Origin of the sequence: Cellulomonas sp. URHD0024 (assembly GCF_000426185.1) — a bacterium.
In the GTDB taxonomy this organism is placed as follows: domain Bacteria; phylum Actinomycetota; class Actinomycetes; order Actinomycetales; family Cellulomonadaceae; genus Cellulomonas.
In genome coordinates this window covers 114,401-141,269 of the sequence record NZ_AUEW01000004.1, presented here as the reverse complement: position 1 = coordinate 141,269, position 26,869 = coordinate 114,401, and the positions used below count along the sequence as shown (strand labels likewise).

The 26,869-nt window shown below is 70.6% G+C and carries 27 protein-coding genes and 1 other RNA gene; 4 read left to right on the top strand and 24 right to left on the bottom strand.

The annotated features are described in order from the left end of the window. Positions 1–858 precede the first annotated feature (858 nt). Complete coding sequence (locus I847_RS22140) at positions 859–1,167, top strand: helix-turn-helix domain-containing protein (RefSeq protein WP_034609283.1); 309 nt, start codon at positions 859–861, stop codon at positions 1,165–1,167. Between the two features lie 443 nt (positions 1,168–1,610). Further along, positions 1,611–2,126, top strand: a complete 516-nt coding sequence (locus tag I847_RS27350; RefSeq protein ID WP_231384101.1) for a nuclease-related domain-containing protein — start codon at positions 1,611–1,613, stop codon at positions 2,124–2,126. Between the two features lie 75 nt (positions 2,127–2,201). Here the strand turns inward: I847_RS27350 and I847_RS0105805 are convergent, their stop codons facing one another. The 3 genes from I847_RS0105805 to ssrA form a co-directional block, all read right to left on the bottom strand. Continuing rightward, the gene (locus I847_RS0105805; protein ID WP_028048946.1) at positions 2,202–2,471 is read right to left on the bottom strand and encodes a tyrosine-type recombinase/integrase; all 270 of its coding nucleotides are present in this window, start codon (positions 2,469–2,471) and stop codon (positions 2,202–2,204) included. Next, positions 2,471–3,385 (bottom strand): site-specific integrase, encoded by a 915-nt coding sequence (locus I847_RS0105800; protein WP_155856028.1) that lies wholly within the window; start codon positions 3,383–3,385, stop codon positions 2,471–2,473. Before I847_RS0105800 ends, I847_RS0105805 begins: the two co-directional genes overlap by 1 nt. 75 nt (positions 3,386–3,460) lie before the next feature. After that, positions 3,461–3,828, bottom strand: a transfer-messenger RNA (tmRNA) gene (ssrA, locus tag I847_RS26110). Between the two features lie 172 nt (positions 3,829–4,000). On the opposite strand from ssrA, the gene I847_RS0105795 reads away from it, so the two are divergent. After that, complete coding sequence (locus I847_RS0105795; RefSeq protein ID WP_196804489.1) at positions 4,001–4,996, top strand: hypothetical protein; 996 nt, start codon at positions 4,001–4,003, stop codon at positions 4,994–4,996. Between the two features lie 2 nt (positions 4,997–4,998). Here the strand turns inward: I847_RS0105795 and I847_RS0105790 are convergent, their stop codons facing one another. The 20 genes from I847_RS0105790 to I847_RS0105695 form a co-directional block, all read right to left on the bottom strand. Continuing rightward, a complete protein-coding gene (locus I847_RS0105790; RefSeq protein WP_051274508.1) occupies positions 4,999–6,156 on the bottom strand; it encodes a S1C family serine protease in 1,158 nt (385 codons plus the stop codon). Positions 6,157–6,262: 106 nt separating this feature from the next. Then, entirely contained in the window at positions 6,263–7,315 is a 1,053-nt protein-coding gene (locus I847_RS0105785) for an ATP-dependent DNA ligase (protein WP_028048942.1), read from the bottom strand. A gap of 11 nt (positions 7,316–7,326) precedes the next feature. Next, positions 7,327–9,183 (bottom strand): DUF2207 domain-containing protein, encoded by a 1,857-nt coding sequence (locus I847_RS22130; RefSeq protein ID WP_051274507.1) that lies wholly within the window; start codon positions 9,181–9,183, stop codon positions 7,327–7,329. Further along, entirely contained in the window at positions 9,180–9,650 is a 471-nt protein-coding gene (smpB, locus tag I847_RS0105775) for an SsrA-binding protein SmpB (RefSeq protein WP_028048941.1), read from the bottom strand. The genes I847_RS22130 and smpB overlap by 4 nt, the downstream gene beginning before the upstream one ends. Before the next feature lie 59 nt (positions 9,651–9,709). Then, a complete protein-coding gene (locus tag I847_RS22125) occupies positions 9,710–10,432 on the bottom strand; it encodes a phosphatase PAP2 family protein (protein WP_034609392.1) in 723 nt (240 codons plus the stop codon). Between the two features lie 17 nt (positions 10,433–10,449). After that, on the bottom strand, positions 10,450–11,745 hold the full coding sequence (locus I847_RS0105765) for a peptidoglycan DD-metalloendopeptidase family protein (protein WP_034609282.1): 1,296 nt from the start codon (positions 11,743–11,745) through the stop codon (positions 10,450–10,452). Between the two features lies 1 nt (position 11,746). Continuing rightward, positions 11,747–12,661 carry a permease-like cell division protein FtsX gene (ftsX, locus tag I847_RS0105760; RefSeq protein ID WP_028048939.1) on the bottom strand — a complete coding sequence of 305 codons (915 nt, stop codon included), beginning with the start codon at positions 12,659–12,661 and terminating at the stop codon, positions 11,747–11,749. Continuing rightward, positions 12,661–13,350 carry a cell division ATP-binding protein FtsE gene (gene ftsE, locus I847_RS0105755; protein WP_028048938.1) on the bottom strand — a complete coding sequence of 230 codons (690 nt, stop codon included), beginning with the start codon at positions 13,348–13,350 and terminating at the stop codon, positions 12,661–12,663. Before ftsE ends, ftsX begins: the two co-directional genes overlap by 1 nt. A 154-nt stretch (positions 13,351–13,504) precedes the next feature. Continuing rightward, entirely contained in the window at positions 13,505–14,758 is a 1,254-nt protein-coding gene (locus tag I847_RS22120; RefSeq protein WP_051274506.1) for an ROK family transcriptional regulator, read from the bottom strand. Positions 14,759–14,813: 55 nt separating this feature from the next. Continuing rightward, positions 14,814–16,100, bottom strand: coding sequence for a sugar ABC transporter permease (locus tag I847_RS0105745; RefSeq protein WP_081680517.1), 1,287 nt, complete (start codon positions 16,098–16,100; stop codon positions 14,814–14,816). Next, the gene (locus tag I847_RS0105740; RefSeq protein ID WP_028048936.1) at positions 16,097–16,933 is read right to left on the bottom strand and encodes an ATP-binding cassette domain-containing protein; all 837 of its coding nucleotides are present in this window, start codon (positions 16,931–16,933) and stop codon (positions 16,097–16,099) included. Before I847_RS0105740 ends, I847_RS0105745 begins: the two co-directional genes overlap by 4 nt. Positions 16,934–17,079: 146 nt before the next feature. Further along, a complete protein-coding gene (locus I847_RS0105735) occupies positions 17,080–18,192 on the bottom strand; it encodes a sugar ABC transporter substrate-binding protein (protein ID WP_231384099.1) in 1,113 nt (370 codons plus the stop codon). Positions 18,193–18,448: 256 nt separating this feature from the next. After that, a complete protein-coding gene (gene prfB, locus I847_RS0105730; RefSeq protein WP_028048934.1) occupies positions 18,449–19,564 on the bottom strand; it encodes a peptide chain release factor 2 in 1,116 nt (371 codons plus the stop codon). A gap of 91 nt (positions 19,565–19,655) precedes the next feature. Beyond that, complete coding sequence (locus I847_RS0105725; protein WP_028048933.1) at positions 19,656–20,123, bottom strand: hypothetical protein; 468 nt, start codon at positions 20,121–20,123, stop codon at positions 19,656–19,658. Then, positions 20,120–20,581: a pilus assembly protein TadE gene (locus I847_RS0105720; protein ID WP_034609280.1), complete on the bottom strand. Its 462-nt coding sequence runs from the start codon at positions 20,579–20,581 to the stop codon at positions 20,120–20,122. The genes I847_RS0105725 and I847_RS0105720 overlap by 4 nt, the downstream gene beginning before the upstream one ends. Next, a complete protein-coding gene (locus I847_RS0105715) occupies positions 20,578–21,027 on the bottom strand; it encodes a TadE family protein (RefSeq protein ID WP_369751708.1) in 450 nt (149 codons plus the stop codon). The genes I847_RS0105720 and I847_RS0105715 overlap by 4 nt, the downstream gene beginning before the upstream one ends. Continuing rightward, positions 20,958–21,158, bottom strand: coding sequence for a hypothetical protein (locus I847_RS0105710; RefSeq protein ID WP_034609279.1), 201 nt, complete (start codon positions 21,156–21,158; stop codon positions 20,958–20,960). The genes I847_RS0105715 and I847_RS0105710 overlap by 70 nt, the downstream gene beginning before the upstream one ends. Positions 21,159–21,218: 60 nt before the next feature. Continuing rightward, the gene (locus tag I847_RS0105705) at positions 21,219–22,151 is read right to left on the bottom strand and encodes a type II secretion system F family protein (RefSeq protein WP_028048929.1); all 933 of its coding nucleotides are present in this window, start codon (positions 22,149–22,151) and stop codon (positions 21,219–21,221) included. Next, a complete protein-coding gene (locus tag I847_RS0105700; protein WP_028048928.1) occupies positions 22,148–23,011 on the bottom strand; it encodes a type II secretion system F family protein in 864 nt (287 codons plus the stop codon). The genes I847_RS0105705 and I847_RS0105700 overlap by 4 nt, the downstream gene beginning before the upstream one ends. Then, positions 23,011–24,237 carry a CpaF family protein gene (locus tag I847_RS0105695; protein WP_028048927.1) on the bottom strand — a complete coding sequence of 409 codons (1,227 nt, stop codon included), beginning with the start codon at positions 24,235–24,237 and terminating at the stop codon, positions 23,011–23,013. Before I847_RS0105695 ends, I847_RS0105700 begins: the two co-directional genes overlap by 1 nt. Before the next feature lie 185 nt (positions 24,238–24,422). Here I847_RS0105695 and I847_RS0105690 point away from each other — a divergent pair, with 185 nt between their 5' ends. Next, positions 24,423–25,343, top strand: a complete 921-nt coding sequence (locus tag I847_RS0105690) for an aldose 1-epimerase family protein (RefSeq protein ID WP_028048926.1) — start codon at positions 24,423–24,425, stop codon at positions 25,341–25,343. Between the two features lie 46 nt (positions 25,344–25,389). Here the strand turns inward: I847_RS0105690 and I847_RS25410 are convergent, their stop codons facing one another. Then, positions 25,390–26,613, bottom strand: coding sequence for a D-alanyl-D-alanine carboxypeptidase family protein (locus tag I847_RS25410; RefSeq protein ID WP_051274504.1), 1,224 nt, complete (start codon positions 26,611–26,613; stop codon positions 25,390–25,392). Between the last annotated feature and the right edge of the window lie 256 nt (positions 26,614–26,869).

Here is a 26,869-nt window from a genome sequence, read left to right as displayed (position 1 = left end):
TGGCACTCAGTCTCATGCGCGCCGCACCGCGACCCGCTGGTCCGCGCGCATCGCCTTCCTGACCTCGGCGAGCACCAACTCGAATGCGACATTCCGTCAGCGGTTCGAATGCTGCCGACGTTGCGGCAACTCGATCTAATCACGTCTCACCCGAGGCCTCCTCTAGCCACGGTGCCAGAGGAGTCAACACCCCTGAAACCTCCGTTGTCGGCCCCAGCGTGGGCCTGGTCGCCGCCAGCACCGCCGGCACCTCGCAGCCTTGGGTCGTCGCATCTTGCGCCGATCGCCGCATACCTGCCGTCGAGGGAGGTGATCGGGATGGGACGACGGGACCTGATCCGACGGGAGCGCGCGAAGCTGGCGGCGGCCGAAGCGCGCGACGCGGCGTCAGGTCCGGCAGCAACATTGCCAGCATGGCTAGGGACCGGCGGGACGGTCGCGTCGGCGGAGACGACCTGGTTGAGGTCCGAACCGTCACGTACGACCTCGACGCCGCAGCCTCCGCGACCGAGGCCCCGACGGGGCCCGGTGGCACAACGCTTGACTGACCGACGGCCGGACTTGCCCCCGTACGAGGGTGCTCCCTTGCGGGACCTCGTCCGGCGCCGCGACGAAGCCCGGGCAGCCGTGCGGGCGCTCGACACCGAGATCGCCAACGAGGTTGAGCGGGCGCGCGTGGTGGGTGCGCCATGGACGGTCATCGCTCAATGCCTGGCGATCACACGGCAGGGCGCTCGTCAGCGGGTACGGCACCGGCGGCACACACGCTCACCCGATGCGGACGTGGTCCACAGATCACAGTTAGTGGCTTGCGGCGTCGCTCGCGACGCGCCGTGATGAGTTCGGGAGGGAGTAACGATGACCATCGGGTACACGGCGGCTACCCCGCAGGAGGTCGCGGAGTCGTTCGGCATCTCAGTCGAGTGGGTGCACGAGCAGGCGCGGCGCGGTCGGGTGCCACACCTGAAGTTCGGGAGGGGCAAGATCCGTTTCCTTCCCGAGCACATTGACGCGCTCGTACGGCTTGCGACGGTCGACGGCGTCGACCCCGAGGCGGAACCGCCGGCTGAGGCGTCAGCCGATCTCGGTTCGCTCGGGGCCACGGTCCGATCGCTGCGAGCGCACCAGCGTCGCCCGCACGTGCAGGGCGACCCGCAGATGTTCTGACAGGCCGGCCGTCGCGGTTTAGCCGCTCCTGCAAGTCTGGGGCGTTCAGGACGGCGGCGAAACTGCCGATGCACAGGCATGGCGACAAGTGGCGGCGAGTCGCTCCCCGGTCCCAAGACGATGCGCCTGCGCTACGCCGGGACGTGCCGCGCATGCGGGACGTCGCTTGCGGCCGGGTCCACGGGCGTCTACGACCGGAGCACGAAGTCGGTCAAGTGCGTGCGGTGCCCGGCCCCTGCGCCACTGGAGACGGCACCCGGGGACACCCTGCCCGAGCCCCCTCCCCCGCCGCCTGCCAAGGTTGAGGCCGGGTTAGCAGGTAGCTCGGCGCGGCGAGAGTTCGAGCGTCGCAGCGGGGCCCGCGAGACGCGCATCCGCGAAGCACACCCGCGCCTCGGCGGGCTCATACTCGCGGTCTCGGAGCAACCGCAGAGCACGACCGCGTGGGCGCGCGCGCCAAGGGTGAGGAGATGCTCGGGCGCGGGCTGGACTCGCTCGCCGACAAGGGCGTCCGCATGCTGCACGACCGTCGGATCCCTCGCACCAGGGCCAACATCGACCACATCGCCGTGGCACCCTCAGGCGTTTACGTCATCGACGCCAAACGCTACGCCGGGCGACCGACGCTGCGGATCGAGGGCGGCATCATGCGTCCGCGCACGTCCCGGCTCGTCATCGGCTCCCGCGACGGCACCAAGCTCGTCGAGGGCGTTCTCAAGCAGGTCGGGCTCGTCGGGGACGCGCTCGCCGCTGGGGGTCACGATGACGTCCCAGCGCGCGGCATGCTCTGCGTCGTCGACGCCGACTGGCCGCTGTTCGGCGGCTCGTTCCAGATCGATGGCGTCGACGTCCTCTGGCCGCGGAAGGCCTACGAACGACTGACCGCTCCAGGCGCGCTCGCGCCGACGATCGTCGACGAGATCCATCGGCGCCTGGCGGAGGCGTTCCCGATCGCCTGACGAACGGCCGATGACGGCCGCGCTCTACACCGTGCCAATAGACACGGCAATGACGCGACCATCACGCTGCGCGCGTCAACCGTCATGCGGCTGAATGACGAGCCCGGTCAACGCCCTCCCCGCAGCGGCCGCCGCGGCGGCCTGCTGGTCCGGCAGCAGGTGCGCGTACGTCTCGGTCGTCGTTGTGATCGACTCGTGCCCGAGCCGCCGCTGCAGGATGAACAGGTCTACGCCGGCCGCGATCATCCACGACGCGTGCGTGTGCCGCAGGTCGTGCACCCGGGGCCGCTTGGTCAGCCGGGGCGCGTCAGGGTCGGGCGACCCGTCCGGCCGCAGCGGGTTCATCACGGCCTCGAGCGCGGGCGTCCACGTCTGCGTCCAGAAACCTTAAGGACGAGAGCTGACTGCCGACGGTGTTCGGGAACACGAGATCTCCCGGAGCCTTGCTGGCGATGACGCCGCGGAGAACGCCGACGAGGTCGTCGGGAAGCGAGACGGTGCGTCGCGCCCGCCTGGTCTTGGTTGGGCCTACGTACCCAGTGACGGTTCTCGTCGCGCTTCCACGCCTTCGTGACGCGCACGGTCGCGGGCGTCGACGTCAGGTCGAGGTCGGCGACGGTGAGCGCGGTCGCCTCCCCCCAGCGCAGCCCGGAGGCAACGAGCAGCAGGACGAGGGGCCGGTAGAACTCGGCGACCTTCGACAGCAGCAGCGCGAACTCGCTGCGCGTGAGCACGGTCATCTCGTCATGTGTCGACTGCGACTTGGGCAGCTCGAACCCGGCACACGGGTTGTCGTCGCGGTACCCGAGCCGCACGGCCGTCGTCATCGCCGCGGAGAACAGCCCGTGCACGTTGGCGATCGTCTTGGGTGCGTAGCCGCGGTCCGTCATCGTGCGCACCCACTCGGCCACGTGGCGGTAGGTGATCGACTTGACGGCATAGGGGCCGAGAACGGGCGAGATGTGCGTGGCGAGCTGCTGGCGGTAGTGCGCGCGGGTGTCTCGGCCGACCGACGTCAGCAGGTCGATGTGTTCGGAGATGACGTCGTCGACGGTCGGGCCGCGATGACGCACGGCGTCCGCAATCCGCGCGGCCTCGGCGGCGTATCCGCCAGCCGCCTCGATGAGCTGACGAGCGACCGTGGCGTCACGCAGATCGTCATACGTGAGCGAGGTCTGGCGTCCGGTATCCGGGTCGCGCCACAATACGGCGAAGGCCCTCGTGCCATCGCGACGCCGGCGCTCGCGGATGCTCGCCATAGACACAAAAATAGCCATTCGATTCAACGAATGGCTATTTCTGGTCAACAAGACCGACGTTTCCGCAGGTCAGAGCTGTGGAGGTGGCGGGAATCGAACCCGCGTCCGGTGACGCAGTACCAGGGATTCTCCGGGTGCAGCCTGCTGTGATTTTCTCGGCCCCCACGCTCACACAGGCATGTACGTGGACGGGCCCAGTCGGCTAAAAGTCCCGGAAACCCCACCGACGAGGATTTCCAGCAGTGGCTCTCTAGATGACGCTGGTTACTGAGTCGAGAGCGTACTCAGGCCAACGGACTTCGGGGCTCGCTCAGGCGGCGAGGGCGAAGTCGGTGCGGTTTGTATTGGCACCTATGGTTTTGCACGGAGCGTTGACGAGATAACCGTGCGTCCTCGACCCGCTTCTCCTGGTTCGACGATCACCGTCGAAACCGATCACCCCCATGTTCAGTTATCAACATCGTCCCCGCCGAGGCGGGGGCGACACAGCCCAGCCTACTGCCCAACGACGGCGAGGTGGTGCAGATTCCCGGACGCGAAGCCTGTGGACAACCCGCGACGACGACCAGGGTCGCGCTGTTACGGTCCCCGCACTCGACCTCAGGGGGATCTCGGATGCGTCTTCTCATGGCTTGGCCCGTCGCCCTCGCCCTGCTCCTGACCGGCTGCTCGTCACCGGAGGTCGTCGTCGAGCCGAGCGCGGGGGCGCCGGATGCGACCAGATCGGCGGCGCCGACGGCAGGACCGCCCGCCGTGATCACCCACGACGAGATCTCGCCCATGCTCCGCGACTACGACGCCCGCAACAACGCGGCGATCGCGCTCGCCGACACGCAGCTGGACCCGTCCGGCTGGGCGGCGGCGGACTCGGGCGCCGTGCTGCGGATCGACGAGTTCGAGACCGCGTACGCGCGGGCGGCGGGCGCCGTCACCTCTCCACACACGTTGACGACGACGCCGCAGCAGCTCTACGCGCCGGCGTTCGACGGGTACCTGAGGTGGTTCATGGCGGCGGTGACGATGACGCCAGGCGGCGAGGCTGAAGCGGACCAGGGACAGCGGCTCCTGGTCTTCGAGCAGCAGACGGCGCAGGACGCGTGGCGCATGGATACCGCCATGGATCTGCCGGGCGCGGCGCCCGAGTCCCGTGACGCAGGCAGCACGGCGTCCGCGGCGCAGGTCGCAGCCGCCCGCAGGGCACTCGAGGGCATCCAGGCGTACCTGGGGACCGGCGTGCCGACGACGATCCAGCCCGACCAGTCGCTGAACGAGTTCCAGTCGGCGCCGTACGACCAGACGAAGCCCGGGCTGGTCGGCGAGCCGCAGACGATCACCCCGTTCCGCGGTCAGGACGGATCCGACGACTCCGTCCGGGTCGTCAGGGTGGAGGGTGGCGCGCTGGCCATCCTCACCTTCGAGTACCACCGACGATTCACCGTGGAGAAGCGGGGCGACGCGATCTGGCTCGACGATCCGGTCCTCGCCAAGACGCTGCACCAGGAGGGAAAGCGGGTCTCCGTCGTCGCCTCGGGCGTGCTCTTCGTCGCCGTGCTGCTGCCCGACGGCGGACCGCCGCAGGTCCTCACCTCGGATTCGTACAAGACCCTCTGACGTCAGGCGGCGGGGCCCTCGATCAGGGTGACGGTGGCGGAAGACGACGTGCCGTCGAGCGCGCTCCACGTCAGTGCCAGTCTGTCGCCCGGCTGGTGGGCGGCGATCGCGGCGGACAGCTCGGACGCAGACGCGACCGCGGTGCCGTCGACGGTGGTGATCGTGTCGCCGGCGGCCAGGCCGGCCGACTGGGCGGGGGTGTCCTGGACGACGCCGGCGAGGGTCGACGACCCGTCCGGCGCGAGGGAGACGCCCAGGAACGGCGGGTAGCCCTGCACGATGTCGGCGTTGTCGACGCCCTGCTCGATCTGGATGGCGATGGCCAGCGCGTCGGAGATGTCGATCGCGAAGGCCGTGACCGTCGACTGCGCGCTGGACGCTGCGGTGGTCATGCCGACCACCTCACCCTCGGAGTCGACGAGGGCACCGCCGGAGTCGCCGCCGACGACGGCCGCAGAGAACTCGATCAGCCCCGTCAGGTTCTCGGGGTTGGTGCCGGCGTCGCTCGTCGCGGTCATCGACTGGTCCGTGGCCAGGACCGTCCCCGCGGCGGCGACCAGCGAGCCGGTCCCCTGCGCGTTGCCGACGGCGGTGACGGTGTCGCCCGTGCTCACGCCGTTGTCGTTGTCCAGGGTCACCGGGGTGAGGTCGCTCGCGTCCTGCAGCTGGAGCAGCGCCACGTCGTGGGTGGCGTCCGTGCCGACGACCTTCGCGACGTACGTCTGGCCCGTCGTCTCGTCGGTCGCCTGGATCGACGTCGACCCCTCGACCACGTGGTTGTTGGTCAGCACCAGACCGTCGGCGGACAGGATCATGCCGGTCCCGGCGGCGGCCGCGCCCTGGTAGCTGAGGACCGTGTCGATGGTGACCATGCCGACCTGCTGGTCCGCCGACGCCGCGACCGCGGGAGCCTGAACGGCGTCAGCAGATCCGCTCGAGCCGGTCGAGCCGGACCGGCCGAACGCGGGCGGGAAGAACGACGCACCCCGGAGGGACTCCCCCGTGGCGGTGACGGGCGCGACCGACGCGCGGGTCTCGAGGGCGTACGCCGTGCCGCCGCCCGCGACCAGGCCGAGCACGAGAGACCCGCCGGCAAGGCCCAGGAGCAGCCGGTGGTGGCGCAGGCCCGTCGCGGGAGTGACAACGCTGATCTCGTCCATGGTCCTGGCCTCCCGACAACACCACCTCGGTGGTGGCTACTGGGACCAGACAACAGCGCGCACCAGGAAGGGCACTGGGCGCTGCCCGAGAGGAACCTGTGCGTCGTCAGGCTGAGAGCACGTCCGCCAGGTCGTAGCTGACCGGCTCCTCGAGCTGCGCATAGGTGCAGGACGTCGGTGAGCGGTCCGGACGCCAGCGTCGGAACTGGGTGGTGTGCCGGAAGCGCTCGCCCTCGAGGTGGTCGTAGGCGACCTCCACCACGAGCGTCGGCTCCAGCGGAACGAACGACAGGTCCTTGCCGCGCGACCAGCGGCTGCCCTCGGCTTCCCGCGGGGTGCGCCCCTCGGCGGCGTAGTTCCAGGGGTGGCCCTCCAGCGACGTCACCAGCGGAGCCAGCTCGGTGACCAGGGATCGCCGACGAGCCATCGGGAACGACGCCGCCACGCCCACGGACGCGAGTACCCCCTCGGACGTGTACAGCCCCAGCAGCAGGGACCCGAGCGCATCCGGCCCGGACGCGTGCGGCCGGTACCCCGCGACCACGCAGTCGGCGGTCCGCTCGTGCTTGATCTTCTGCATGGTCCGCTTGCCCGGCTCGTACAAGCCAGCGGGATCCTTCGCGACGATCCCGTCGAGCCCCGCTCCCTCGAACTGCGAGAACCATTGCGTCGCCAGCGCGAGGTCGGAGGTCTGCGCCGTCACCGAGACCGGCCCGGAGCCGCGGACGATCGTCTCCAGACGCTCCCGACGGGAAGCGAACGGCAGGCCCGTCAGATCCTCGTCGCCCAGCGCGAGCAGGTCGAAGAGCACCAGCCGGGCGGGGGTCGTCTCGGCGAGCAGCCGCACCCGCGACTCCGCGGGGTGCACGCGCTGCAGCAAGGCGTCGAAGTCCAGCCCGGTGTGCGACGACGACGGCACGATGATCTCCCCGTCGACGACGCATCGTTCAGGAAGGTGCTCGAGGACCGCGGAGACGACCTCCGGGAAGTACCGCTGCATCGGCTTGGTGTTCCGCGACCCGATCTCCACGGAGTCCCCGTCGCGGAACACGATGGCCCGGAACCCGTCCCACTTGGGCTCGTACAGCTTGCCGGCCGGGATGGACGGCACCGACTTGGCGAGCATGGGGTCCACGGGCGGCATCACAGGCAGCGTCATGGCACCCAGTCTTACCAGCCGCCACCCCCACCGCCGCCGACGCCGCCACCGGAGAACCCGCCGCCGCTGAACCCGGAGCCGCCGGACGAGCCGGGCGTGGGGGCAGAGATCGACTCGGTGGCGATGCTGGAGAAGCGGTCGAGGGACGACGCGAAGGCCGAGGCCCAGTAGATGTTGCTGCCCGGGTAGTAGCCGCCGACGTACCAGCCGGGTTGGGCGATCGAGCGCCCCTGCGCGGCGAGCTCGCTGAACACGCGGGCCCAGCGGTCGGCCAGGCCGAAGACGATCGCGTACGGCAGGTAGCGGCTGAAGATGTCCTCGCCCTCCTCGAACCGCAGCTGGTTGGCCTCGGCGGTCGCGAGGTACCGGCGGAAGCCCATGGACTGGGCGAGCGCGGCGGTCCCGTCGGCGGTGCGGGCGGGCGCCGCGTTGGACATCGTGAAGACGGCGACCCCGATGATGCCGATCGCGATGGGGATCAGGAGGCTGCCGCGGACGTCGGCGAGCACCTTCAGCGCGATGAAGCCGAGGATGCCGGCGACGACGAGAAGCGTGATCCCCGCCGCCTTCCACAGCGCGCGCACCGACTTCGGGTTGGCCCGGAACCAGCCCTTGGCGGTCACGTCGTCGTAGAGCCCGTCCTGGACCTTCGCCATGGACGACGCGAACGTGGTGCGGAGGTCGGACAGCTGAACGGAGGTGCGTCCGGCGAAGAGCGACATCAGCAGCGTGTCCTCGAACGGCAGCAACGACCCGTCGCGGTTCTTGAGCTGCACCAGGGTCCAGTCCTTGGCCTTCTTGTTGGGGTTGGACCGCGGCACCTCCTCGATGCGCAGCCACCCCTTCACGGCCAGGTCCACGAGCGTCGCGGTGACGTCGACGGGATCGGCTTTCTCGTCGACGAGCGTGCCGACCTCGCCGGGCACCATGCCCGCGGGCGGCTCGAACTGCACCGACACCGGGCCCCGCTTGTCACGGAAGCCGGTGTTGCCGGGCTGGCCGTCCGCGGGCCGCAGACCGGGTGTCAGGCCGAGGTACGCCTGGTCACGACCGGCCCGGCGGACTCGTCGGACCGCGAAGGCGACACCCGCCACGAGCACCACCAGCGCCCCGATGCCGAGCGGCGTCACGGGCTGGACCGGGGCGAGCGGGTCGGGCTTGGCGACGAGGATCGGCTCCACCCCGGGGAACGTCCCGCCCGGCCAGCCGGTGACGGTGGTGAGCTCGTCGCCGACGGGGACGAGGTCCTGCGTGAACGCGGCGCCGTTGCCGTTCGGGACCGCCGAGGTGCACGGGGTCGTCGAGCCGTGGGGGCCGGCGAAGCAGATCGCGTCCTGCACGGCGGCCGGGCCGGTGACCTGGACCGTGACGGCACCGATCGGGACCTCCCAGCCGGGACCGATGACGTTCCAGTACAGCTCGTCGCCGGAGTGCTGGGGGTTCGCGGGGTTGACCCAGCCGTCGACCAGGAACTGCACGTGGTACGTCTGCACCCCGGACACGCTGTCGTTGTTCGGGTCACCGATCCGCAGGATCAGCGCCGAGTCGGTGGTCTCCTTGTTGACCTGCGCCGGCGCGCCCGTCGAGCTCGACGCCGTGACGTTCGAGTACTCGAACGCCCGGTCGTGCTGGTCGTCGTAGTGCACGCGTGTGACGAACGTCAGGTACGGGCCGTGACCCGGGTCGTCGCCGAAGTCGAAGTCGAAGTCGAGGTCCACCGTCGTGACGCCGTCGGCGGCGATCGTCGCCGTGACGTCGTACCGCGTGATCTCGCGACCGGACGTCTGGTCGGGGGCAGCGAACGCGGGTGCAGCCACCGCGAGCAGCGCCACCAGGGCCAGCAGGATGCCGGCGAGCCGCGCCCTCACCGGTCACGCTTCTGGCGCATGGCGCGCGTGGCCTCCAAGTTGTCCTGCCTCTCCCGCAGCGCCTGGCGCTTGTCGTACTCGCGCTTGCCACGCGCGAGGGCGATCTCGACCTTCGCGCGTCCGTCGAGAAAGTACAGCGACAGCGGGATGATCGTCTGCCCCTTCTCGCGGGTCTTCGACTCCAGCCGGTCGATCTCCTCGCGGTGCAGCAGCAGCTTGCGCTTGCGGCGCGGCGCGTGGTTGGTCCAGGTGCCCTGGCTGTACTCGGGGATGTGCACGCCCTCGAGCCACAGCTCGTGGTTGGTCACCTCGCACCAGCCGTCGACGAGCGACGCGCGACCCATCCGCAGGGCCTTGACCTCGGTGCCCGCGAGCACCAGCCCGGCCTCGAACACGTCCTCGATGACGTAGTCGTGGCGTGCCTTGCGGTTCGAGGCGATGAGCTTGCGCCCGGACTCCTTGGCCACCGTCGTCGAACCTCGATCCTGAAGTCGTGCGAGGGCACTCGTTGTGCCGCCGCCCGAGCCTACCCGTGCGCCGCCAGCGGATTCAGTGCACGACGACGGTCGGCGAGGCGGCCCCAGATCGTCGCGACGCCGACGGACGCCCCCACCAGGACCAGGCTCCCGACGATGTCGAGCACGTAGTGGTTCCCGGTGGTCAGCACGACCGCCGACATCACGAGCGGGAACAGCCACGCGAGGAGCGCCAACCGGGGGTGCACCGGCCGGAGGGCGAGCCACACGGCGTAGGCGCACCACGCGGACAGCGCCACGTGGTTGCTCGGCATGGCGGTGTAGCCGTCCGGGCGGTGTCCCGCGACCACGTCGTGCTCCGCGACGACGTCGACGACGCCCGGCAGCGCGAACCGCGGCGGCGACATCGGCATCGCCCAGTACACCGGCAGGATCAGCACCAGCATCGCGACCAGGGTCCGACGAACGACGCGGTAGATCTCGGCGTGCCGCACGTACACCCAGACGAGCACGCCGAGGACGGCCAGGTAGTAGGAGCGGTAGACGAGGACCGCCAGGGTGATGAGCACCGGCTGCCCGACCAGCCACGCGTTGACGGGCAGCACGATGTCGATGCCGAGGGTCCGCTCGAGCGTCTGCAGCGTCCGCGCGTGGATCGCGGCCGCCGAGAGGTCATGGCCGGTCGCGGCGTGCAGGCGCAGGAACACCAGGACCACGAGCACGAGGAAGGCCAGCTCGACGAGCGGGGCGGGACGTCTGCGCGGCGAGGCCACGCCGGTCACGTTAGCCGTCAGAGGCCGAGCAGCGGCCGCGGGTTCGTCGTCGCGCCGTTCACGTAGACCTCGAAGTGCAGGTGGCACGCCGCCGAGGTACCGGTGTTGCCCGAGTGCCCGATGAGCGTCCCCTGGTCGACGTGCTGCCCGGCCCGCACCGCGAAGCTGGTCAGGTGGTTGTAGCTGGCGGACAGGGCGTTGCCGTTGACGAAGCCGCTGTCGATCATCACCTGGTTGCCGAAACCGAAGCGCCGCTTGGTCCAGGTGACCGTCCCCGCACGACCCGCGTAGATGGGGGTGTTGCAGTACGTGCGCAGGTCGATGCCGGCGTGCAGGCGCACGTAGTGCAGCGTCGGGTGCATGCGCATCCCGTACTCGGAGGTCACGTGGATGGGGTTGACGCTCGTCGGGTTGGCGAACAGCGCACGGCCGATCGGTCCGGCAGGTCCGTGCGGCTTGCCCGCGGCCGCGTCACGCGCCTTCTGAGCGGCGATCGCCGCGACCAGCTCGTTCTGCACGGCCGCTGCCTCGGCATCCGCGGCGGCGAGCTGGGCCTCCAGGGCCGCCTTCTGCGCGTCGAGGAGCTGCTGCTGCCTGACCTGCTGGGCGAGGAGGTCGTCGAGCGACTTCTTCGCCGCGGCCGCAGCCGCCTTCGCCGAGTCCGCCTCCACCACCTTCTGGTCGGCGTCGGCCTTGAGCTCGGTGATCTTGCCCTTCACGGCCGTCAGCCGCGCCTCGGCGTTCTTGTTCAGCGCGTCCGTCGCCTTGAGCTCGTCGAGGATCTGCGACTGCGTCCGCAGCGCCGTCGACAGGAGGCCGTACCGTTCCACGAAGTCGTCGGTGCTCTGCGAGTCCAGGATGACGTCGAAGCCCGAGACGCTCCCCGCCCCACCCTTGTACGCCTCGCGCGCCATCTGGCCGATGGCCGCGCGCATCGCGTCCGCGTTCGCAGCGTCGGTCGTGATCGTCGCCGAGATGGCGGTCTGCTGGTCCTTGGCGTCCGTGAGCCGTGCCGCGATGATCGCCGCCTCGCGCTGCGCCTTCTCCAGGGCGGCCTGCGCGGCGTCGACCGCGGCCTGCGCAGGAGCGATCTTCGCCTGCGTGTCGACCAGCTGCAGGGCGAGCGCCTGCAGGTGCGCGTCTGTGCCCTCCATCGCGGCCTCGAGGTCGCCGCGCGCCTTGGCCACCGCGGCCTGGTGCGCCTCCGCCGCCTTGCGACGGTCGTCGATGCTGTCCGCCGACGCGGGGCCGGTGAAGACAGCAGTGATCGCCAGGACCAGCACCGCGAGGATCGACAGACGCTTCAGCTGCATGTCACACCTTGGTGTAGCGGGACAGGGTGACCAGCGAAGAGATCGTCGCCAGCAGGATGGCGATGACGATGAGGATCGGCGCCACCGTCAGCACGTCTGCGGTGTCGACGTAGGGGATCCAGTTGACCGACTCGGAGAGCCAGTCGCTGACCAGGTACTCGACGCCGAGCCACAGACCGCCGACCGCCAGCAGGGCGCCCACGGTCGCCGCGATCGCGCCCTCGAGCATGAACGGCAACTGGATGAAGAACGTCGAGGCGCCGACGAGGCGCATGATCCCGGTCTCGCGTCGTCGTGAGAGGGCCGAGAGCCTGATCGTCGTCGTGATCAGCAGCACCGCCGCGAGCAGCATCACCGCGGCCAGACCTCCGGCCAGCAGGGTCGCGTGGTTGAGGACGGAGAAGAGCTTGTCGAACAGCCGCTGCTGGTCCTGGACGTCCTCGACGCCCGCCCTCCCCGACACCACGTCGGACACGAGCTGGTACTTCTGCGGGTCCGTCAGCTTGATGCGGAACGAGGAGTTCATGTCGTCGACCGTCACCGCGGCCGTCCACGCCTGGTCCTTGAACTGCTTCTCGAAGGCCTTGAACGCCTGGTCCTTGGTCTCCGTGTAGACGTGCTCGACGTACGGCTTGATCTCCGGCGACGCCAGCGCCGTCTCGATGTCCGCCCGCTGGTCTGCGGTGACCTCGCCGCTGGCGCACGTCGGTACCGACGAGTTCTGCGGGCACAGGAAGACCGACACCTCGACCTTGTCGTACCAGTCGTCCTTCATCTTGCCGATCTGGATCTGCAGCAGAGCGGCCGAGCCGACGAAGGTCAGCGACACGAACGTCACCAGGATGACCGAGATCGTCATCGACAGGTTGCGACGAAGACCTTGCCCGATCTCCGAGAGGATGAACTGGAGACGCATCAGCGGTCCGAACCGTAGACGCCGCGGGACTGGTCGCGGACCAGCTCGCCCGTGGACAGCTCGATGACGCGCTTGCGCATCTGGTCGACGATCTCGTCGTCGTGCGTCGCCATGACGACCGTCGTGCCCGTGCGGTTGATCCGGTCGAGCAGGCGCATGATCCCCAGGCTGGTGGTCGGGTCGAGGTTTCCCGTCGGCTCGTCGCAGAGCAGGATGTTGGGCCGGTTCACGAACGCGCGCGCGATGGCCACGCGCTGCTGCTCACCGCCGGAGAGCTCGTGGGGACGACGCTTCTCCTTGCCCGCCAGGCCGACCATCTCGAGCGTGTCCGGCACGGTCGTCAGGATGTGGTGCCGCGGCTTGCCGATGACCTGCAGCGCGAACGCCACGTTCTCGAACACCGTCTTGTTGGGCAGCAGGCGGAAGTCCTGGAACACCGCGCCGATGTGCCGGCGCAGCTGCGGGACCTTCCACGACGAGAGCGTGCCCAGTTCCTTGCCCGCGACGAACACCCGCCCTGCCGAGGCGCGTTCCTCACGCAGCACGAGACGCAGAAAGGTCGACTTGCCGGAACCGGAGGCGCCGACGAGGAAGACGAACTCCCCGCGCTCGACGTCCAGGGAGACGCGGTCGAGGGCCGGCCGGGCGCCTCGCGCGTAGACCTTGGTGACGTTCTCGAATCTGATCACGGTGCTCGTGGCCAGTGTTCGGGGACGACGGAGGGGTCTAGCGCTGGCCTCGTCGAGAGTAGGCAGCGCCGCGGTCGTTACCCGGTGGTGACACGCCGACGGTTGCCTGTGAGTACCGGGCGGGCGTGGCGATATGCCCGCATCCGTCCGGTCCTCACCCGCCGTGCCGGTGGATCCGGTGCACCTCGCCGCGCTCCTCGGCGCTCGGGTCCGGCTGTTCTCGGCGCGCCTCCAGGGTGCCCGCAGGGTCCTCCAGCACGTCGGCGAACCCGACCTCGGCCGCCCCCAGCAGCTGCGCGTCCGACCCGAGGTCGGACCGCAGGACGTGCGCCTGCTCACGGTTGGGCCCGAGCGTGCGGGCATAGGACTGCGCGAGCGTCGGCTCCATCGTCGGGTAGAGGGCACCCAGCGTCCCGCCCAGCACCACGACCTGCGGGTTGAACAGGTTCACCAGGCTCGCGAGCCCGAGGCCCACCCACTCCCCCGTCTTGCGCACACCCGCGATAGCGCGCCGGTTGCCGATCGCGACGTCGCTGACCACGTCCTCGATCTCCGCCTCCCGGGGGTCACGGCCGACCGCGCGAATGATCGCCGCGTCGCCGATCTCCGCCTCCCAGCACCCGCGCGCGCCGCACGAGCACACGCGACCGCCCGGCTTCACCAGGAGGTGCCCGACCTCGCCGGCGTACCCGCCGGAGCCCTTGAGCAGCTCGCCGCCGACGACGACACCCCCGCCGACGCCGACCTCACCGCGCACGTACAGGACGTCCTGGGACCCACGGGCAGCCCCGCGCAGGTACTCGGCGACGACACCGAGGTCGCCGTCGTTGCCGATCGTGATGGGGTACTCGTCACCCACCGCCTCCCGGAGCAGGTCGGCCAGGGGCACGTCGTACCAGCCCACAGGGGGCGAGCGGCGCACCAGCCCGTCCGGCTGGCGCACGCTGCCAGGGACGGAGACGACCAGACCGAGGCAGAGCGAACCCGGGGTCGCACGGGCCTGCATCTCCCTGGCCAGCGTCGCGATCAGGTTCACGACCCCCGGCACGTCGTGCGGCGGGGTGCTGTGCAGTCGACGCCGGACCTGGAGCAGGTAGCCGCCGAGACCGACGCGCGCCGCCCCCACGCTCGAGGCTGTGACATCGAACGCGAGCACGTGGGCGCTGGTGCTGACCGGCTCCACCACGTTCGACGGTCGACCCTTGCCACTGACGACGCCGGGTCGCTCACGCACGAGCCCGAGCTTGACGAGCTCGGAGGTGAGCGACCCGACGGTCGAGCGGTTGAAGCCGGTGCTGGCCACCAGCTCGGACCGGGTGGCCGGTCCGTCGAAGTGCAGCAACCGTAGGACGGCCGAGAGGTTGGCGCGCCGGACGTCGTCCTGCGCGGAAGCATCGGCTCGTCGCACGGGCGGACCAGCCCCGAGCCGCACGAGAATCTCCCCCTGGTGTCGGTCAGTACTGCTAGCCGCGGCCCGTCGATCGAGCCTGTCGGCGAGACAGGGCGTCCACGGCGGCGGCCGCTGCCAGCACGGCACCGGTGACGACGTACCTGACGCCCGACGAGTACCCGAGGAGGCCCATGCCGTTGTCGATGACCGCGATGACCGCGGCACCGATGAGGGCGTCGATGATCCGGCCCTTGCCACCGAACAGCGAGGTACCGCCGATGACGGCCGCCCCGACCGCGTAGAGCAGGACGTTCGAGCCGCCCGCGTTCGGGTCCACCGAGGTGGCACGCGAGGCCGCGAAGATGCCGGCCACTGCCGCCATCGAGGAGCAGATCATGAAGCAGGCCATCCGCACGCTGGCGACCCTGATGCCCGCGCGACGCGTCGCCTCGGCGTTGCCGCCGACGGCGTAGATGTGCCGGCCGAACGCCGTGCGGGTCAGGAGGAAGCCGAGCCCCAGCGCGATGGTGACGATGACCGGCACCACGATCGGCACGCCGATGATCGAGACCCGCAGCGGGTGCAGGCTCCGCTCCTGGTTGAGGATCGCGATCATGCCGAGCACGAGGACGGCGATCGCAGCGATCTTGATGGCGATGACGCCGACGGGTGCGGCGAGCAGACCGCGCTGGCGGCGCAGCTGCCAGGTCCGCAGGCTCGAGACGCCGTACGCGACGACGGACAGGATCCCGATGGCCCAGCCCAGCAGGGGCGGCACGTTCTTGTTCTGGATCGCGACGATCACCGGGTCGTGGATCGAGATGTTGCCACCGGTGCCGATGATCAGCAGCACGGCGCCCTGCAGGGCGAGGAACATCGCCAGGGTGACGACGAACGACGGGATGCCGAGCCGCGCGACCAGCGTGCCGTTGATCAGGCCGACCACGAGGCCGGTGATCAGCGCGCCGATGACGGCCACGTACCAGGGAGCCCCGTTCTTGGTGAGCAGCGTGGCCAGCACGGCGCCGCTGACGCCGGACGTGAAGCCGGCCGACAGGTCGATCTCGCCGAGCAGGAGCACGAAGACCAGGCCCATGGCGATCGTCGCGACGACGGCACCCTGCTGGAACAGGTTGGCGATGTTGAGCGCCGACGGGAACGTCTCCGGCTTCATGACGACGAAGATCGCGAGCAGCACGAGGAGCGCCAGGATGGCCGGCAGCGACCCCATGTCGCCGCCGCGCACCTTGCTCACGTAGTTGTTGACGGCCTCGCCGAAGGTCGGCTGCTCGACCGAGCCGGCCAGGAGCGAGGGCGGGGCGTCGTTGCGGTCGTTGCGGGAGACGGTGGGCGTGCTCATGCGGGGGTGCTCCCGTTCGGTGCGTCGTTGATGGTCGAGGCCGAAGCCACGGGAGGAGCCCCAAGGGCGGCCGAGCCGCTGGTGATGAGCTCGATGATCTCGCTGCGCGACGTGTCCTGGGCGCGCACCTGCGCGGCCGTCTGGCCCAGGTAGAGGACGTTCACGGAGTCGGCGACCTCGAGGACCTCGTTCATGTTGTGCGAGACGAGCACGACCGCGAGACCGGCGTCGGCCAGGCGTCGGACCAGCTGCAGCACCTGCTCCGTCTGCGCGACGCCGAGGGCGGCGGTCGGCTCGTCGAGGATGACGAGCTTGGAGTTCCACAGCACCGCGCGCGCGATGGCGACGGTCTGCCGCTGGCCACCGGAGAGGCTGGCGACGTGCTGGCGGATCGACCGGACCGTGCGGACCGACAGCGATGCCAGGACCTCGGCGGCACGCGTCTCCATGGCGGACTCGTCGAGGCGGAAGCCCTTCTTGAGCTCACGTCCGAGGAACATGTTGTGCACGATGTCGAGGTTGTCGCACAGCGCCAGGTCCTGGTACACGACCTCGACACCCAGGGCGTTCGCGTCGCCGGGGGACGAGATGTGCGTCGGGCGGCCCTCGAAGAAGACCTCGCCGGCGTCGAACGGGAAGATTCCCGCGATGCACTTGATCATCGTCGACTTACCGGCGCCGTTGTCGCCGACGAGGGCCGTGACCTCACCGGCTCGGGCGACCAGGTCGACACCTCGCAGCGCGTGCACCGCGCCGAAGTTCTTGCGGCCTCCGCGCACCTCGAGCGTCGGGGGCGGGGCCAGGTCGGGTGCGTAATGCGCTGCTTGGGTCATCGTCCACCTCGTCGTGTCACTCGGTTCACCCCGCATCGTCGCGGGTCTGTGCGTTCTGTCCTGTGCACAGGCCGGGGCCGGTCGCTCGCGCGGACCGGCCCCGCCTGTGACCGGGGTGGCCGTGTTCGGCCACCCCGGCGCCGTACTCAGGAGATGCCGGCCTCAGTGCACTTGGCGGCGTAGTCCGCGGTGCAGACCTTCTCCTTGGTGGTGTAGCCGTCAGCGATGACGTCCTTGACGTTCTCGAAGTAGATGGCCTGGGGGTCCAGCAGGACCGCGGCGACCTTCCCCTTCGTCTCGGAGTCGTCGACCGAGCCGGTGGCCAGGCTCGACGTGTCGTCGCCCTTCGCGGCCGCAATGGCGAGCGCGGAGGCAGCGTCGGCTTCCTTCTTGACCGCCTTGTAGACCGTCATGCACTGGTCGCCCGCGAGGATGTTCTGCAGGCCCTGGTCGGTCGCGTCCTGACCGGTCACCGGGACGGTGCCGTTCACGCCGTTCTTCTTCAGGATGGCGATCGCGGCGTTGCCGAGACCGTCGTTGGCCGCGAGGACACCGTCGATCTTGCCGCCCTGCTCGGTGTACATCTGCTCGAAGATCGTGCCGGCCTGCTGGTTGTCCCAGTCCGGAACGGCCTGGTCGGCGACGCGGGTGTAGTCCTTGCTGTCTTCCTTCGGCTTCAGCGCCTTCTCGGCACCGGCCTTGAACAGCGTGGCGTTGTTGTCCGTCGGCGAGCCGTTGAGGTAGACGATGTTCGCCTTGGTCTTGTTGTCGTCGGTGAGGCACTTGGTGAGGCCCTCACCCTGCAGCTCGCCGACCTTGGTGTTGTCGAACGAGACGTAGAAGTCAGCCCCGCCGCCCAGCGTGAGACGGTCGTAGTCGATCGTCTTGATGCCCTGGTCCTTGGCCTTCTGGAGCACGGCCTTGCCCGAACCGGAGTCCAGGTTGACGATCATGAGGACGTCGACGCCCTCCGTGATCATGCCGTCGGCGATCGTCTGGAACTGCGTCTTGTCACCCTGGGCGTTCTGGATGTCGTAGTCGACGCCGGCTGCCTCGAAGGCCTCCGTCAGGTACTTCTTGTCAGCCGTCTCCCACCGAGCCGAGGACTTCGTGTCCGGAAGGATCACGCCCACCTTCGGCTTGGCCGCAGAGCCGGTCGAATCGCCGCTTGCACTCGTGTTGTCGCTCGGCTTGTCGCTGCTGCCACAACCGGCCAGCAGGAGTCCGGAGGCCATTACGGCCGCCGACGCCAGAATCATGCTCCGTCGCATTGTGCTCCCTCTCGTGACGACGCTCCGTCGCGCTCGTCTCCACCCGGCGCTTACGGGCGCTCGGACTATGTTGCGGGCGACAACATATGCGGACGGCCGCACAAGTCACAAGGTCAGCACCGCCATTGGTGGCCAAACTGTGATCTTGTCACCCTTCCGTGACCTAGCACGGGGCCACTCGGGGCAACTCGTGTGCGGCCCTGATCGACAATGTCTGATCCGGCAACAATCAGATCTCGGCCGTTCAGGACGCAGACTTCTCCGCAGAACGCCGCCAGCGGATGCCCGCCTCGATGAAGTCGTCGATGTCCCCGTCGAAGACGGCCGCCGGGTTGCCGACCTCGTGCTCGGTCCTCAGGTCCTTGACCATCTGGTACGGCTGCAGGACGTACGAGCGCATCTGGTCGCCCCAGCTGGCCTTGACGTCGCCGGCGAGCGCCTTCTTCTTGGCGTCCTCCTCGGCCTTGCGCACCAGCAGCAGCCGGGACTGCAGCACCCGCAGCGCGGCCGCACGGTTCTGGATCTGCGACTTCTCGTTCTGCATCGAGACGACGATGCCCGTCGGGATGTGCGTCATGCGCACGGCGGAGTCGGTCGTGTTGACGGACTGGCCGCCGGGACCCGAGGAGCGGAAGACGTCGACCTTGATCTCGGACTCGGGGATGTCCACCGAGTCGCTCGACTCGATCAGCGGGATCACCTCGACGGCCGCGAAGCTCGTCTGCCGGCGACCCTGGTTGTCGAACGGCGAGATGCGGACCAGCCGGTGCGTGCCGGCCTCGACGGACAGGTTGCCGAAGGCGTACGGCACCTTCACCTCGAACGTCGCCGACTTCAGACCCGCCTCCTCGGCGTAGGAGGTGTCGAGCACCGTCGTCGGGTAGCCGTGCCGTTCCGCCCAGCGCAGGTACATGCGCAGCAACATCTCGGCGAAGTCCGCCGCGTCCACGCCGCCCGCTCCGGAGCGGATGGTGACGACGGCCTCGCGCTGGTCGTACTCGCCCGCCAGGAGCGTCCGGACCTCGAGCTCGCCCAGGTCCTTCTTGATCTTGAGCAGGTCGGCCTCGGCCTCGGCGAGGGTGTCCTCGTCGTTCTCCTCGGCCGCCATCTCCACCAGCGTCTCGAGGTCGTCGATCCGGCCGCTCAGCTTGCTCATGCGGTCCAGCTCGGCCTGGGTCGACGACAGGGCGCTCGTGATCTTCTGCGCCGCGTCCGGGTCGTCCCACAGGTCCGGTGCCGACGCCTGCTCCGAGAGCTCCGCGACCTTCGCCTCGAGCGCCGCCGGGTCGCTCACCGCCTGGATGGTGCCGAGGGTGGTGCGCAGGTCATGGATCGCGGTGCTGAAGTCGGTGGTGGCCACAACCGTCCAGGCTACCGGAGGGCGTCTGTCGCCCGCGCCGTGCATCGTGCGGGAACACGGGGATCGCAGGTCGGCATCGGGCCCTTCGCCGTCAGGACGACCGCGCCGTCGACTCCGCCTCCAAGGCGATCCCGTCCTGCCACGGTGCGAGCACCCAGCTCAGCAGGACGGGGTGCGTCACCGCGCCCAGGTGCACGTGTGCCGACGTGCCGTCGGGTGTCGTCGCGGACAGCACCGTGAACTGGTCCCACTGCGCGGTGGCGTCGGGGTTGTCTCGCAGGTACTCGTCGACACTGCGCCGCACGGCAGCGTCCGTGAGCGGCACCCCGGCCTCCCGGTCCGCGCCAGGCGCGTAGTAGCGGTCCGCGCCGACGGCGTCGGACCCCTCGAGCGCCAGGACGTCCGCGAGCGCGAGCAGGCGCTTGCGTTCGAGGTGCACGTGCGCGGCCGACGCTACGACGGTGATGAGAAGCAGCGCGATCACCACGAACCCGAGCGTCAGGATCATGATCTGGCCGTCGTCGCCCGCGGCGCCGGCCCTCGCCGTGGGGGCCCTCACCCGTGCGCCCGGTAGGCGTCGACCGGCGCAACCCGCTGCGCGCTGACGGGCACCTCGAGCGGGACGACGGAACGCACGAACCCCGGGACGAAGGGCAGCGGCACCATCAGGTCGATGCGCGCGGCCACGTCGCTGCCAGGCTTCAGGCAGGGTGTCGACGAGCACCGCAGCGTCAGCGCGTCGACCGGGTCGTCGTCGAAACCCTGGTCCCGCAACGCGATGCCGGCCGCGGCCGCTGCTCGAGCCGAGCCCTGCTCGGACGTGTCGGCGGCGACGTACGTCCGCGCAGCCTCGCGCGCGGCGCCCTCGGCGGCGAAGGACGCGGCCTCCAGTCGGCCGAGCACGAGGACCAGGTACACGAGCGGCACGAGGAGGACGAGGGCCAGACCCAGGAACTCCACCACCGCGTTGCCGCTGTCGTCGCCCGGCTGGATCCGGAGGCGGCGCCGCAGCGTCATGGCGTCTCCGCCAGGGCGTGCCCCTGGACGGTCAGCGACCCTGCGGGGCCGAGGAGCCCGAGCAGCGGCAGCGGCGCCACGACCTCGACCTCGATCTCGTCCAGCCCGTCGATGCGTGTCGTCGTCGCGGTCACACCGTGCGTGTAGGAGTCGGCGAGCGACTGCCCGACCAGCTCTCGCGTGCGCGCCGCGCCGTCGGCGGGCACGTGACCCGACTGCGCCGCGTAGCGCGCGCCCTCCGACGCCGAGTCGATGAGCGTGTTGCGCACGTGCAGGACGATCGTCAGCTGGAGGACCCCGACGAACAGCACGGTGACCAAGGCTCCGACGAGCGCGAAGTCGACGATCGCCGACCCGTCCTGCGCCGTGGACCCGGTCAGGGACCGCTGACGCTTCCGATCGCCTGCGAGAACAGCTTGGACAGCGCCTGACCGGCGACGAGCCACAGAGCGGTGACCAACCCGGCCGTCATCAAGGTCACGAGCACCCAGCCGGGCACGTCCCCGCGTTCGGGGTCTTCGCCCCCGACCCGCTCCAGCAGCGCACCCCACAGGCGACCCCCTGCGTTGGTCTTCATCGGTCGTCCTCTCGTCGATCTGAGTTCGCTCCCGGATCCGGGGGCGAAAGTGCGGGTGGCTCACAGGCCGACCCGCAGCACCACCATGCTCGGGAAGACGGCGAAGACGACGGTGATCGGAAGGATCAGGAACACGACCGGAACCATCATCGCCACCTCCTTGCGTCCGCCGGCCTCCATGAGCTCGCGCCGGCCCTCCTCGCGGACGTCCTGCGCCTGTGCCCGCAGGACGTCGGCCAGGGGCGTCCCCCGCTCGACCGCCACCGCGACACCCTCCGCGAACCGGGCGAGCGCCGACAGCCCGGTGCGGTCGGCCAGCCCGTCGAGCGCGGCAGTGAGCGGCATGCCTGCGCGTGCGTCGGCGAGGGTCCGCGCGAGCTCCCCGGTCAGCTCGCCGTGGGTGGTCCGAACGACCCGCTCCAGGGCCCCGATCGCTCCCTCCCCCGCGCCGACCGCGAGCGCCAGCAGCTCCGCGACGGTGGGCAGCTCGGCCATCATCCGCGACTCTCGGGCCCTGATCTGCCGGGTGAGCAACCAGTCCCGGACGAGCACCCCGGACAGCCCGAAGACGGCGACCAGCAGGATGAGCGCCACCGGGCTGCCGCCGCGGGTCGTCGCTGTCACGAGCGCGAGAGCGAGCCCGGCCGCCAGCGACAGCACTCCCCAGACGACCTGCCCGGCGCGGAACTGCTCGACCGACTCGGTCCGTCCCGCACGCAGGAGCCGGCGGCGCAGCTCGGCGGCGGGCGAGCCCAGCCGGGTCACCAGCCGGACCGCGTCGGACATCAGCGGGGAGACGAGGCGCTCGATCGTCGAGAAGGGACCGCGGGCCGTCGGCAGCCGCAGGAGACCCGACGACGTCCGCTGCGGACGCAGGTACGGGGCGAGCCTCTGGTCGAGGCTCACCCGCCGCGATCGCAACCGCGCGACGACCATCACCAGCCCGAGGCCGCCGAGCAGCCCGATGAGCGCGCCCTGCAGCGCCGGGCTCATCGCAGGACCCGCGGGTCGTCGGGGAGCCGGGCGATGCGCAGCATGAGCAGGTAGGCGACGACCGTGCAGGCGGCGCCGCCCACGAGGACCGCGGCGCCGGTCGGCGTGTTGTAGGCCGCGGCCGCCTCGGGCCGCGTGGACAGCAGGGCGAGCACGATCCACGGCGCGGCCACTGCCAGCCGAGCGGCGTTCACTGTCCAGCTCTGTCGTGCCTCCAGCTCCCCGCGCGTGCGCACGTCGTCGCGCAGGAAGCTGGCCAAGGTCCGCAGGAGCCGGCCCAGGTCGGTGCCGCCGACGTCCCGGGTCAGCCGCAAGGCCTCGATGATCCGGTCCGCGACGGGGTCGGCCAGTCTCGACTTCAGGGCGTCCAGGCAGTCGCCGAACCGCCCGGTCGCGCGATAGTCCTCGGCGAACGCAACGAACGCGGGCCGCAGCTCGACCGGTCCGCGCTCCCCGATCTGCGCGACGGCCTCGGGCAGCGCCAGGCCGGCCCGGATGCCTGAGCCCAGGTGGTCGACGACCTCGGGCCAGAGCTGCCGCAGCCGCGCCCGCCGACGACGAGCCCGACCGCGCACGAGCGCCCACGGGCCCGCCGACACGAACGCGGCGAAGCACAGGGCGATCGACGGCGTGCGCGTGAGCCCGAGCGCCACGACGAGGACGACCAACCCGACGGCGGCGCACGCGGCGACGAGCCCGCCGGGTGTGGCGCCGGTGACGCCGGCCTGGACGAGCATGTCCTGCGTCCGAGCGTGCCAGCCGTCACGCTTGCGCCCCGGCTGATCAGTGGGCCGGACCCAGAACGACGACCAGACGCAGGCGACGCCCGCGCCGAGGAGGAGCCCGACGACGACGCCCATCAGCTGCGCCCGCGCAGCAGCGCCGCCAGGTCGGTGCCGGTCCGGGCGAAGCGCTCGGCGTGCGGCGGGAACCCGTCGGCCCGGACGAGGTGACCGTTGCGCGTGGTGAAGACGTCGGCCGTCTCGACGACTCCCTGCTCGACCCGTCCGGGTACCGCGACGATCTCGCGCACGACCCGTCGCCCGGAGACGTCGACGTCGAGGTGCAGGACGAGGTCGACGGCGGACGCGACCGTCGGCACCACGAACCGGTCCGAGATGTTCTCGCCGGCCAGCAGCGGCAGCGTGCAGAGCTTGGTGAGCGCCTCGCGCGCCGAGTTCGCGTGGATCGTGCACATCGCGGGGACGCCGGCGTTGAGCGCGATCAGCAGGTCGAGCGCCTCGGCCTCCCGCACCTCGCCGACCAGCAGCCGGCTCGGCCGCATCCGCAGCGCCTCCTTGACCAGCCGGCGCAGCGGGATCTCCCCGGTGCCCTCGAGGCTCGGCTGGCGGCACTGCATGGCCACCCAGTCACGGGCGACGAGCCGGAGCTCGAACACCTCTTCGCAGCTGATGATCCGCTCGCGCGCCGGGATCGCACCGGCCAGCGCGTTGAGCATCGTCGTCTTGCCCGCCTGCGTGGCCCCGGAGACCAGCACGTTCAGCCCGGCCCGGACCGCCGCATGCAGGAACGCCGCGGCCTGTGGCGTCAGCGAGCCGAGCCCGACCAACTCGTCGAGGTTGGTCGCGCGCACGACGTACTTGCGGATGTTCACCGACCAGTGCCGCCGGGTGACGTCCGGGATCACGGCGTGCAGACGCTCCCCGCCCGGCAGCGACGCGTCGACGAACGGGCTGCTCAGGTCCAGGCGACGCCCCGACACCTTCAGCATCTGCTCGACGAGGTCGCGCACCTGCCCGTCCGTCAGGATCGTGTTGGTCAGCTCAGGCTCACCGCGGCGCGCGACGAAGACCTGTGTCGGGGCGTTGATCCAGATCTCCTCGATCTCGGGATCGTCCAGGTAGCGCTGCAGCGGGCCCAGCCCGGCCACCGCGTCCAGCACGGCCTTGTGGGCCGCGACGGGGTCGATGAGCGGCGGGACCGCACCGACCACGGACCGCTCGTCGTAGTCCGCGATGACGTCCGCGACGAGCGCCACGACCCCCGGTCGATCGCGCACCGGGTCCATCCCCCGGCGGCGGATCAGCTCGCGGACCTCGGTCTCGAGGATGGCAACACTGTCCACCGTGTGCCCCCTTGATGTCCGCGTCGGTGCCTGATTCGTCCGTCATGTCCCATCGCACGATGGCCGGAACCCTAGGGGATACGACACGCATCCCGCAGCCACTTGTGCACAGGCGAGACTCGTTCACCCGTCCGGGAGCGGTGGTTCGTCTGGGGCGAGAGGCCGCGGCCGACTAGCGTGTTGCGGTGGCCCCGACTCCCCCGCCTCCCCTGCCCACCGGCCGACAGCACGTGCTGGAGCTCGACGATCAGCGTGCGGTCGTCGCCGCGGTCGGTGCGAGCCTGCGTGAGTACGCGGTCGGTGGACGCGACGTGGTCCTGCCCTACGCGCAGGACGCGATGGCGCCGGCGTTCTCCGGCACCGTCCTCGCTCCCTGGCCGAACCGCCTGCGCGACGGGGAGTTCCGGTTCGAGGGCGTCACCTACGAGGTGCCGCTGACCGAGCACGACCGGCAGACCTCGTTGCACGGCCTGGTCGCGCACACGACGTTCACGACCGTCGACGAGACCCCGAGCTCGGTCACGCTCGAGCACGTCGTCGTGCCGACGACCGGCTACCCGTGGCCGGTTCGCCTGCAGGTGACGTACACCCTGACCGGGGCGGGCCTGCGCGTGAGCACCGACGTCACCAACCTCGGCACGTCGACCGCGCCGTTCGGGCTCGGCTTCCACCCCTGGCTCTCGCCCGGCGACGGGCCCGTCGACGAGACCACGTTGCAGGTCGATGCGGCGCGGCACGTCACCGTCGACACCCGACTGCTGCCCACCGGCACCGAGGCGCTCGCCGGCCGCTACGACCTGCGTGCTGCGACTCCGCTGCGCGGGATCGCGCTCGACGACGCCTGGGTACAGCCGATCCGCGACGAGGACGGCCTGACGTGGGCGCGCTTCGGTGGGGCCGACGGGCGCACGGTGGCCATGTGGGCCGACGCGAGCTTCCACGCGTGGCAGGTGTGCACGGGCGACCTCGTGCCGCCGATCAAGCGTCGTGGCGTCGCGATCGAGCCGATGACCTGCATCGCGGACGCGTTCCGCACCGGTGACGACCTGATCCGGCTGGCGCCGGGCGAGAGCCGCGAGCTCACCTGGGGCCTGCAGCTCGTCTGACGACGAGGTCCGCAACGCGCCGGGTCGTCATCCGAAGGTCGGCCGATCAGCCGTCGTAGTACTCGCCGTCCTGCTGGACGCCCTTGACGTACTCCCAGTGCCACTTCTCGTGCGGCCCGCTGCCGCCCGGCTTGGCCCACTCCGGGTTGGCCCAGCCGAACGCCGGACCGTTCTCGTTGAGCCAGGCCCACTTCGCCCCGGCCGTCTGCTCCTGGCACAGGTCGACCGCCAGGCCCCAGCCGTGGTTGCTCTTCCCGGGCGCAGCCGCGAGGCCACCCTTCTGCGCCTTGACCGCGCGCTGCTCGCCGAGGGTCCGGTAGCCGGAGGCCAAGCAGAGGTCGGCTCCGAACCGGGCGGCGAACGCCTGGTTGAACTCGGCGAGGGACACGGCGGCATCCGCGCGCAGCTGCGTGTGGTTGTCCCAGAGGGTGCACAGGTCCACCTGCTTGAGCTGCCCGTTCTGGCCTGCCTCGCGCACCGCTCCGTCACACCCCGGAAGGCTGGAGCGAAGGTCGCTGCGGCTCGCACCGGTGGTGACCTCGCGGTCCCCGAGTGCCCCGTCGGCCGAGACCAGCGACGCCGGCGGCAGCTCGGACAGCTGAGAGCCGGCGAGCGCCGTGACCGTGCTGGGCAGCGTGGAGTCCGCGAGCGCGTCGGACCCGAAGGCGACCGGGCCCGCGACGACGCCCTGGCTCACCGGGATGATCACCGTGATGCCGGCCAGCACGCTCAGGACGCCGAGCCGAGCTGCGACCCGCGTCGGGCGCCCGGACCGCCGGGTCGCCATGCCTCGCGACACGGCGTCCGAAGGTCGTTGCGTGGGCACCTCGCCCGTGTCTGCGAGCTCCCAGGGTTCCGGGTCGGCCGTAGGGCCCGCGGGCACGACCGCTGTCTGCTCAGCGGGGGCCACGGCCCGGACCGCCCGGCTCGCCTTCACGAGGACGGGCTCAGGCAGGACGGGTGCCACAGGCGCGACGGGTGCCACAGGCGCGACGTCGGCGGCGGTCGCAGTGTCGACGACTCGTGCCGCCGGGAGGACCGCAGTGGCGTCCGGCTTCGCGGGCTGCGCGACACGAGGCGCCGGAATCGACGGCTGCGCGGCCACCGGCACGGGCGCTGCCGTCTGCGGAGCCGGCCGGCTCGCGGGAGCGTGGGAGAGCAGGACGCTGGTCGAGCGCGCCGGCTGCGTGTCGGCCGGTCGTCCGTCGGGAGCTGTCGGGACCGGCTGTTCCGTCGGCGTGACACGGTCGGGCAGGACGGGGATGGCCACCGAGCTGTGCGCCTTGGGGCGGGCACGACGCAACGGCGGTGCAGAGTCTGCAGCCTCGGCAGGCGACTGCGTCGCGCGAGCTGCCCGGCGGGAGGTCGGTGCGGCTGCCGGGGCACTCGTCGGCAACGACCTCCCGGCGGCGGCCGTTTCGGCCGGTGCGGAGGAGGGAGCACCGGACGGAGAGCCAGCGGTCGCGTGAGCACCGGACGCCGAGGCAGCGGTCCCCTGAGCACGGGGTGCGGGGGCGGTTGCGTGA

Bases quoted from the DNA above. Each gene is read 5' to 3' on its own strand.
- I847_RS22140 (WP_034609283.1), top strand. From the start codon at position 859: ATGACCATCGGGTACACGGCGGCTACCCCGCAGGAGGTCGCGGAGTCG.
- I847_RS0105805 (WP_028048946.1), bottom strand. From the start codon at position 2,471: ATGAACCCGCTGCGGCCGGACGGGTCGCCCGACCCTGACGCGCCCCGG.
- I847_RS0105800 (WP_155856028.1), bottom strand. From the start codon at position 3,385: ATGGCGAGCATCCGCGAGCGCCGGCGTCGCGATGGCACGAGGGCCTTC.
- I847_RS0105795 (WP_196804489.1), top strand. From the start codon at position 4,001: ATGCGTCTTCTCATGGCTTGGCCCGTCGCCCTCGCCCTGCTCCTGACC.
- I847_RS0105790 (WP_051274508.1), bottom strand. From the start codon at position 6,156: ATGGACGAGATCAGCGTTGTCACTCCCGCGACGGGCCTGCGCCACCAC.
- I847_RS0105785 (WP_028048942.1), bottom strand. From the start codon at position 7,315: ATGACGCTGCCTGTGATGCCGCCCGTGGACCCCATGCTCGCCAAGTCG.
- I847_RS0105765 (WP_034609282.1), bottom strand. From the start codon at position 11,745: ATGCAGCTGAAGCGTCTGTCGATCCTCGCGGTGCTGGTCCTGGCGATC.
- ftsX (WP_028048939.1), bottom strand. From the start codon at position 12,661: ATGCGTCTCCAGTTCATCCTCTCGGAGATCGGGCAAGGTCTTCGTCGC.
- I847_RS0105745 (WP_081680517.1), bottom strand. From the start codon at position 16,100: ATGAGCACGCCCACCGTCTCCCGCAACGACCGCAACGACGCCCCGCCC.
- I847_RS0105740 (WP_028048936.1), bottom strand. From the start codon at position 16,933: ATGACCCAAGCAGCGCATTACGCACCCGACCTGGCCCCGCCCCCGACG.
- I847_RS0105735 (WP_231384099.1), bottom strand. From the start codon at position 18,192: ATGATTCTGGCGTCGGCGGCCGTAATGGCCTCCGGACTCCTGCTGGCC.
- I847_RS0105720 (WP_034609280.1), bottom strand. From the start codon at position 20,581: ATGACGCTGCGGCGCCGCCTCCGGATCCAGCCGGGCGACGACAGCGGC.
- I847_RS0105710 (WP_034609279.1), bottom strand. From the start codon at position 21,158: ATGAAGACCAACGCAGGGGGTCGCCTGTGGGGTGCGCTGCTGGAGCGG.
- I847_RS0105705 (WP_028048929.1), bottom strand. From the start codon at position 22,151: ATGAGCCCGGCGCTGCAGGGCGCGCTCATCGGGCTGCTCGGCGGCCTC.
- I847_RS0105700 (WP_028048928.1), bottom strand. From the start codon at position 23,011: ATGGGCGTCGTCGTCGGGCTCCTCCTCGGCGCGGGCGTCGCCTGCGTC.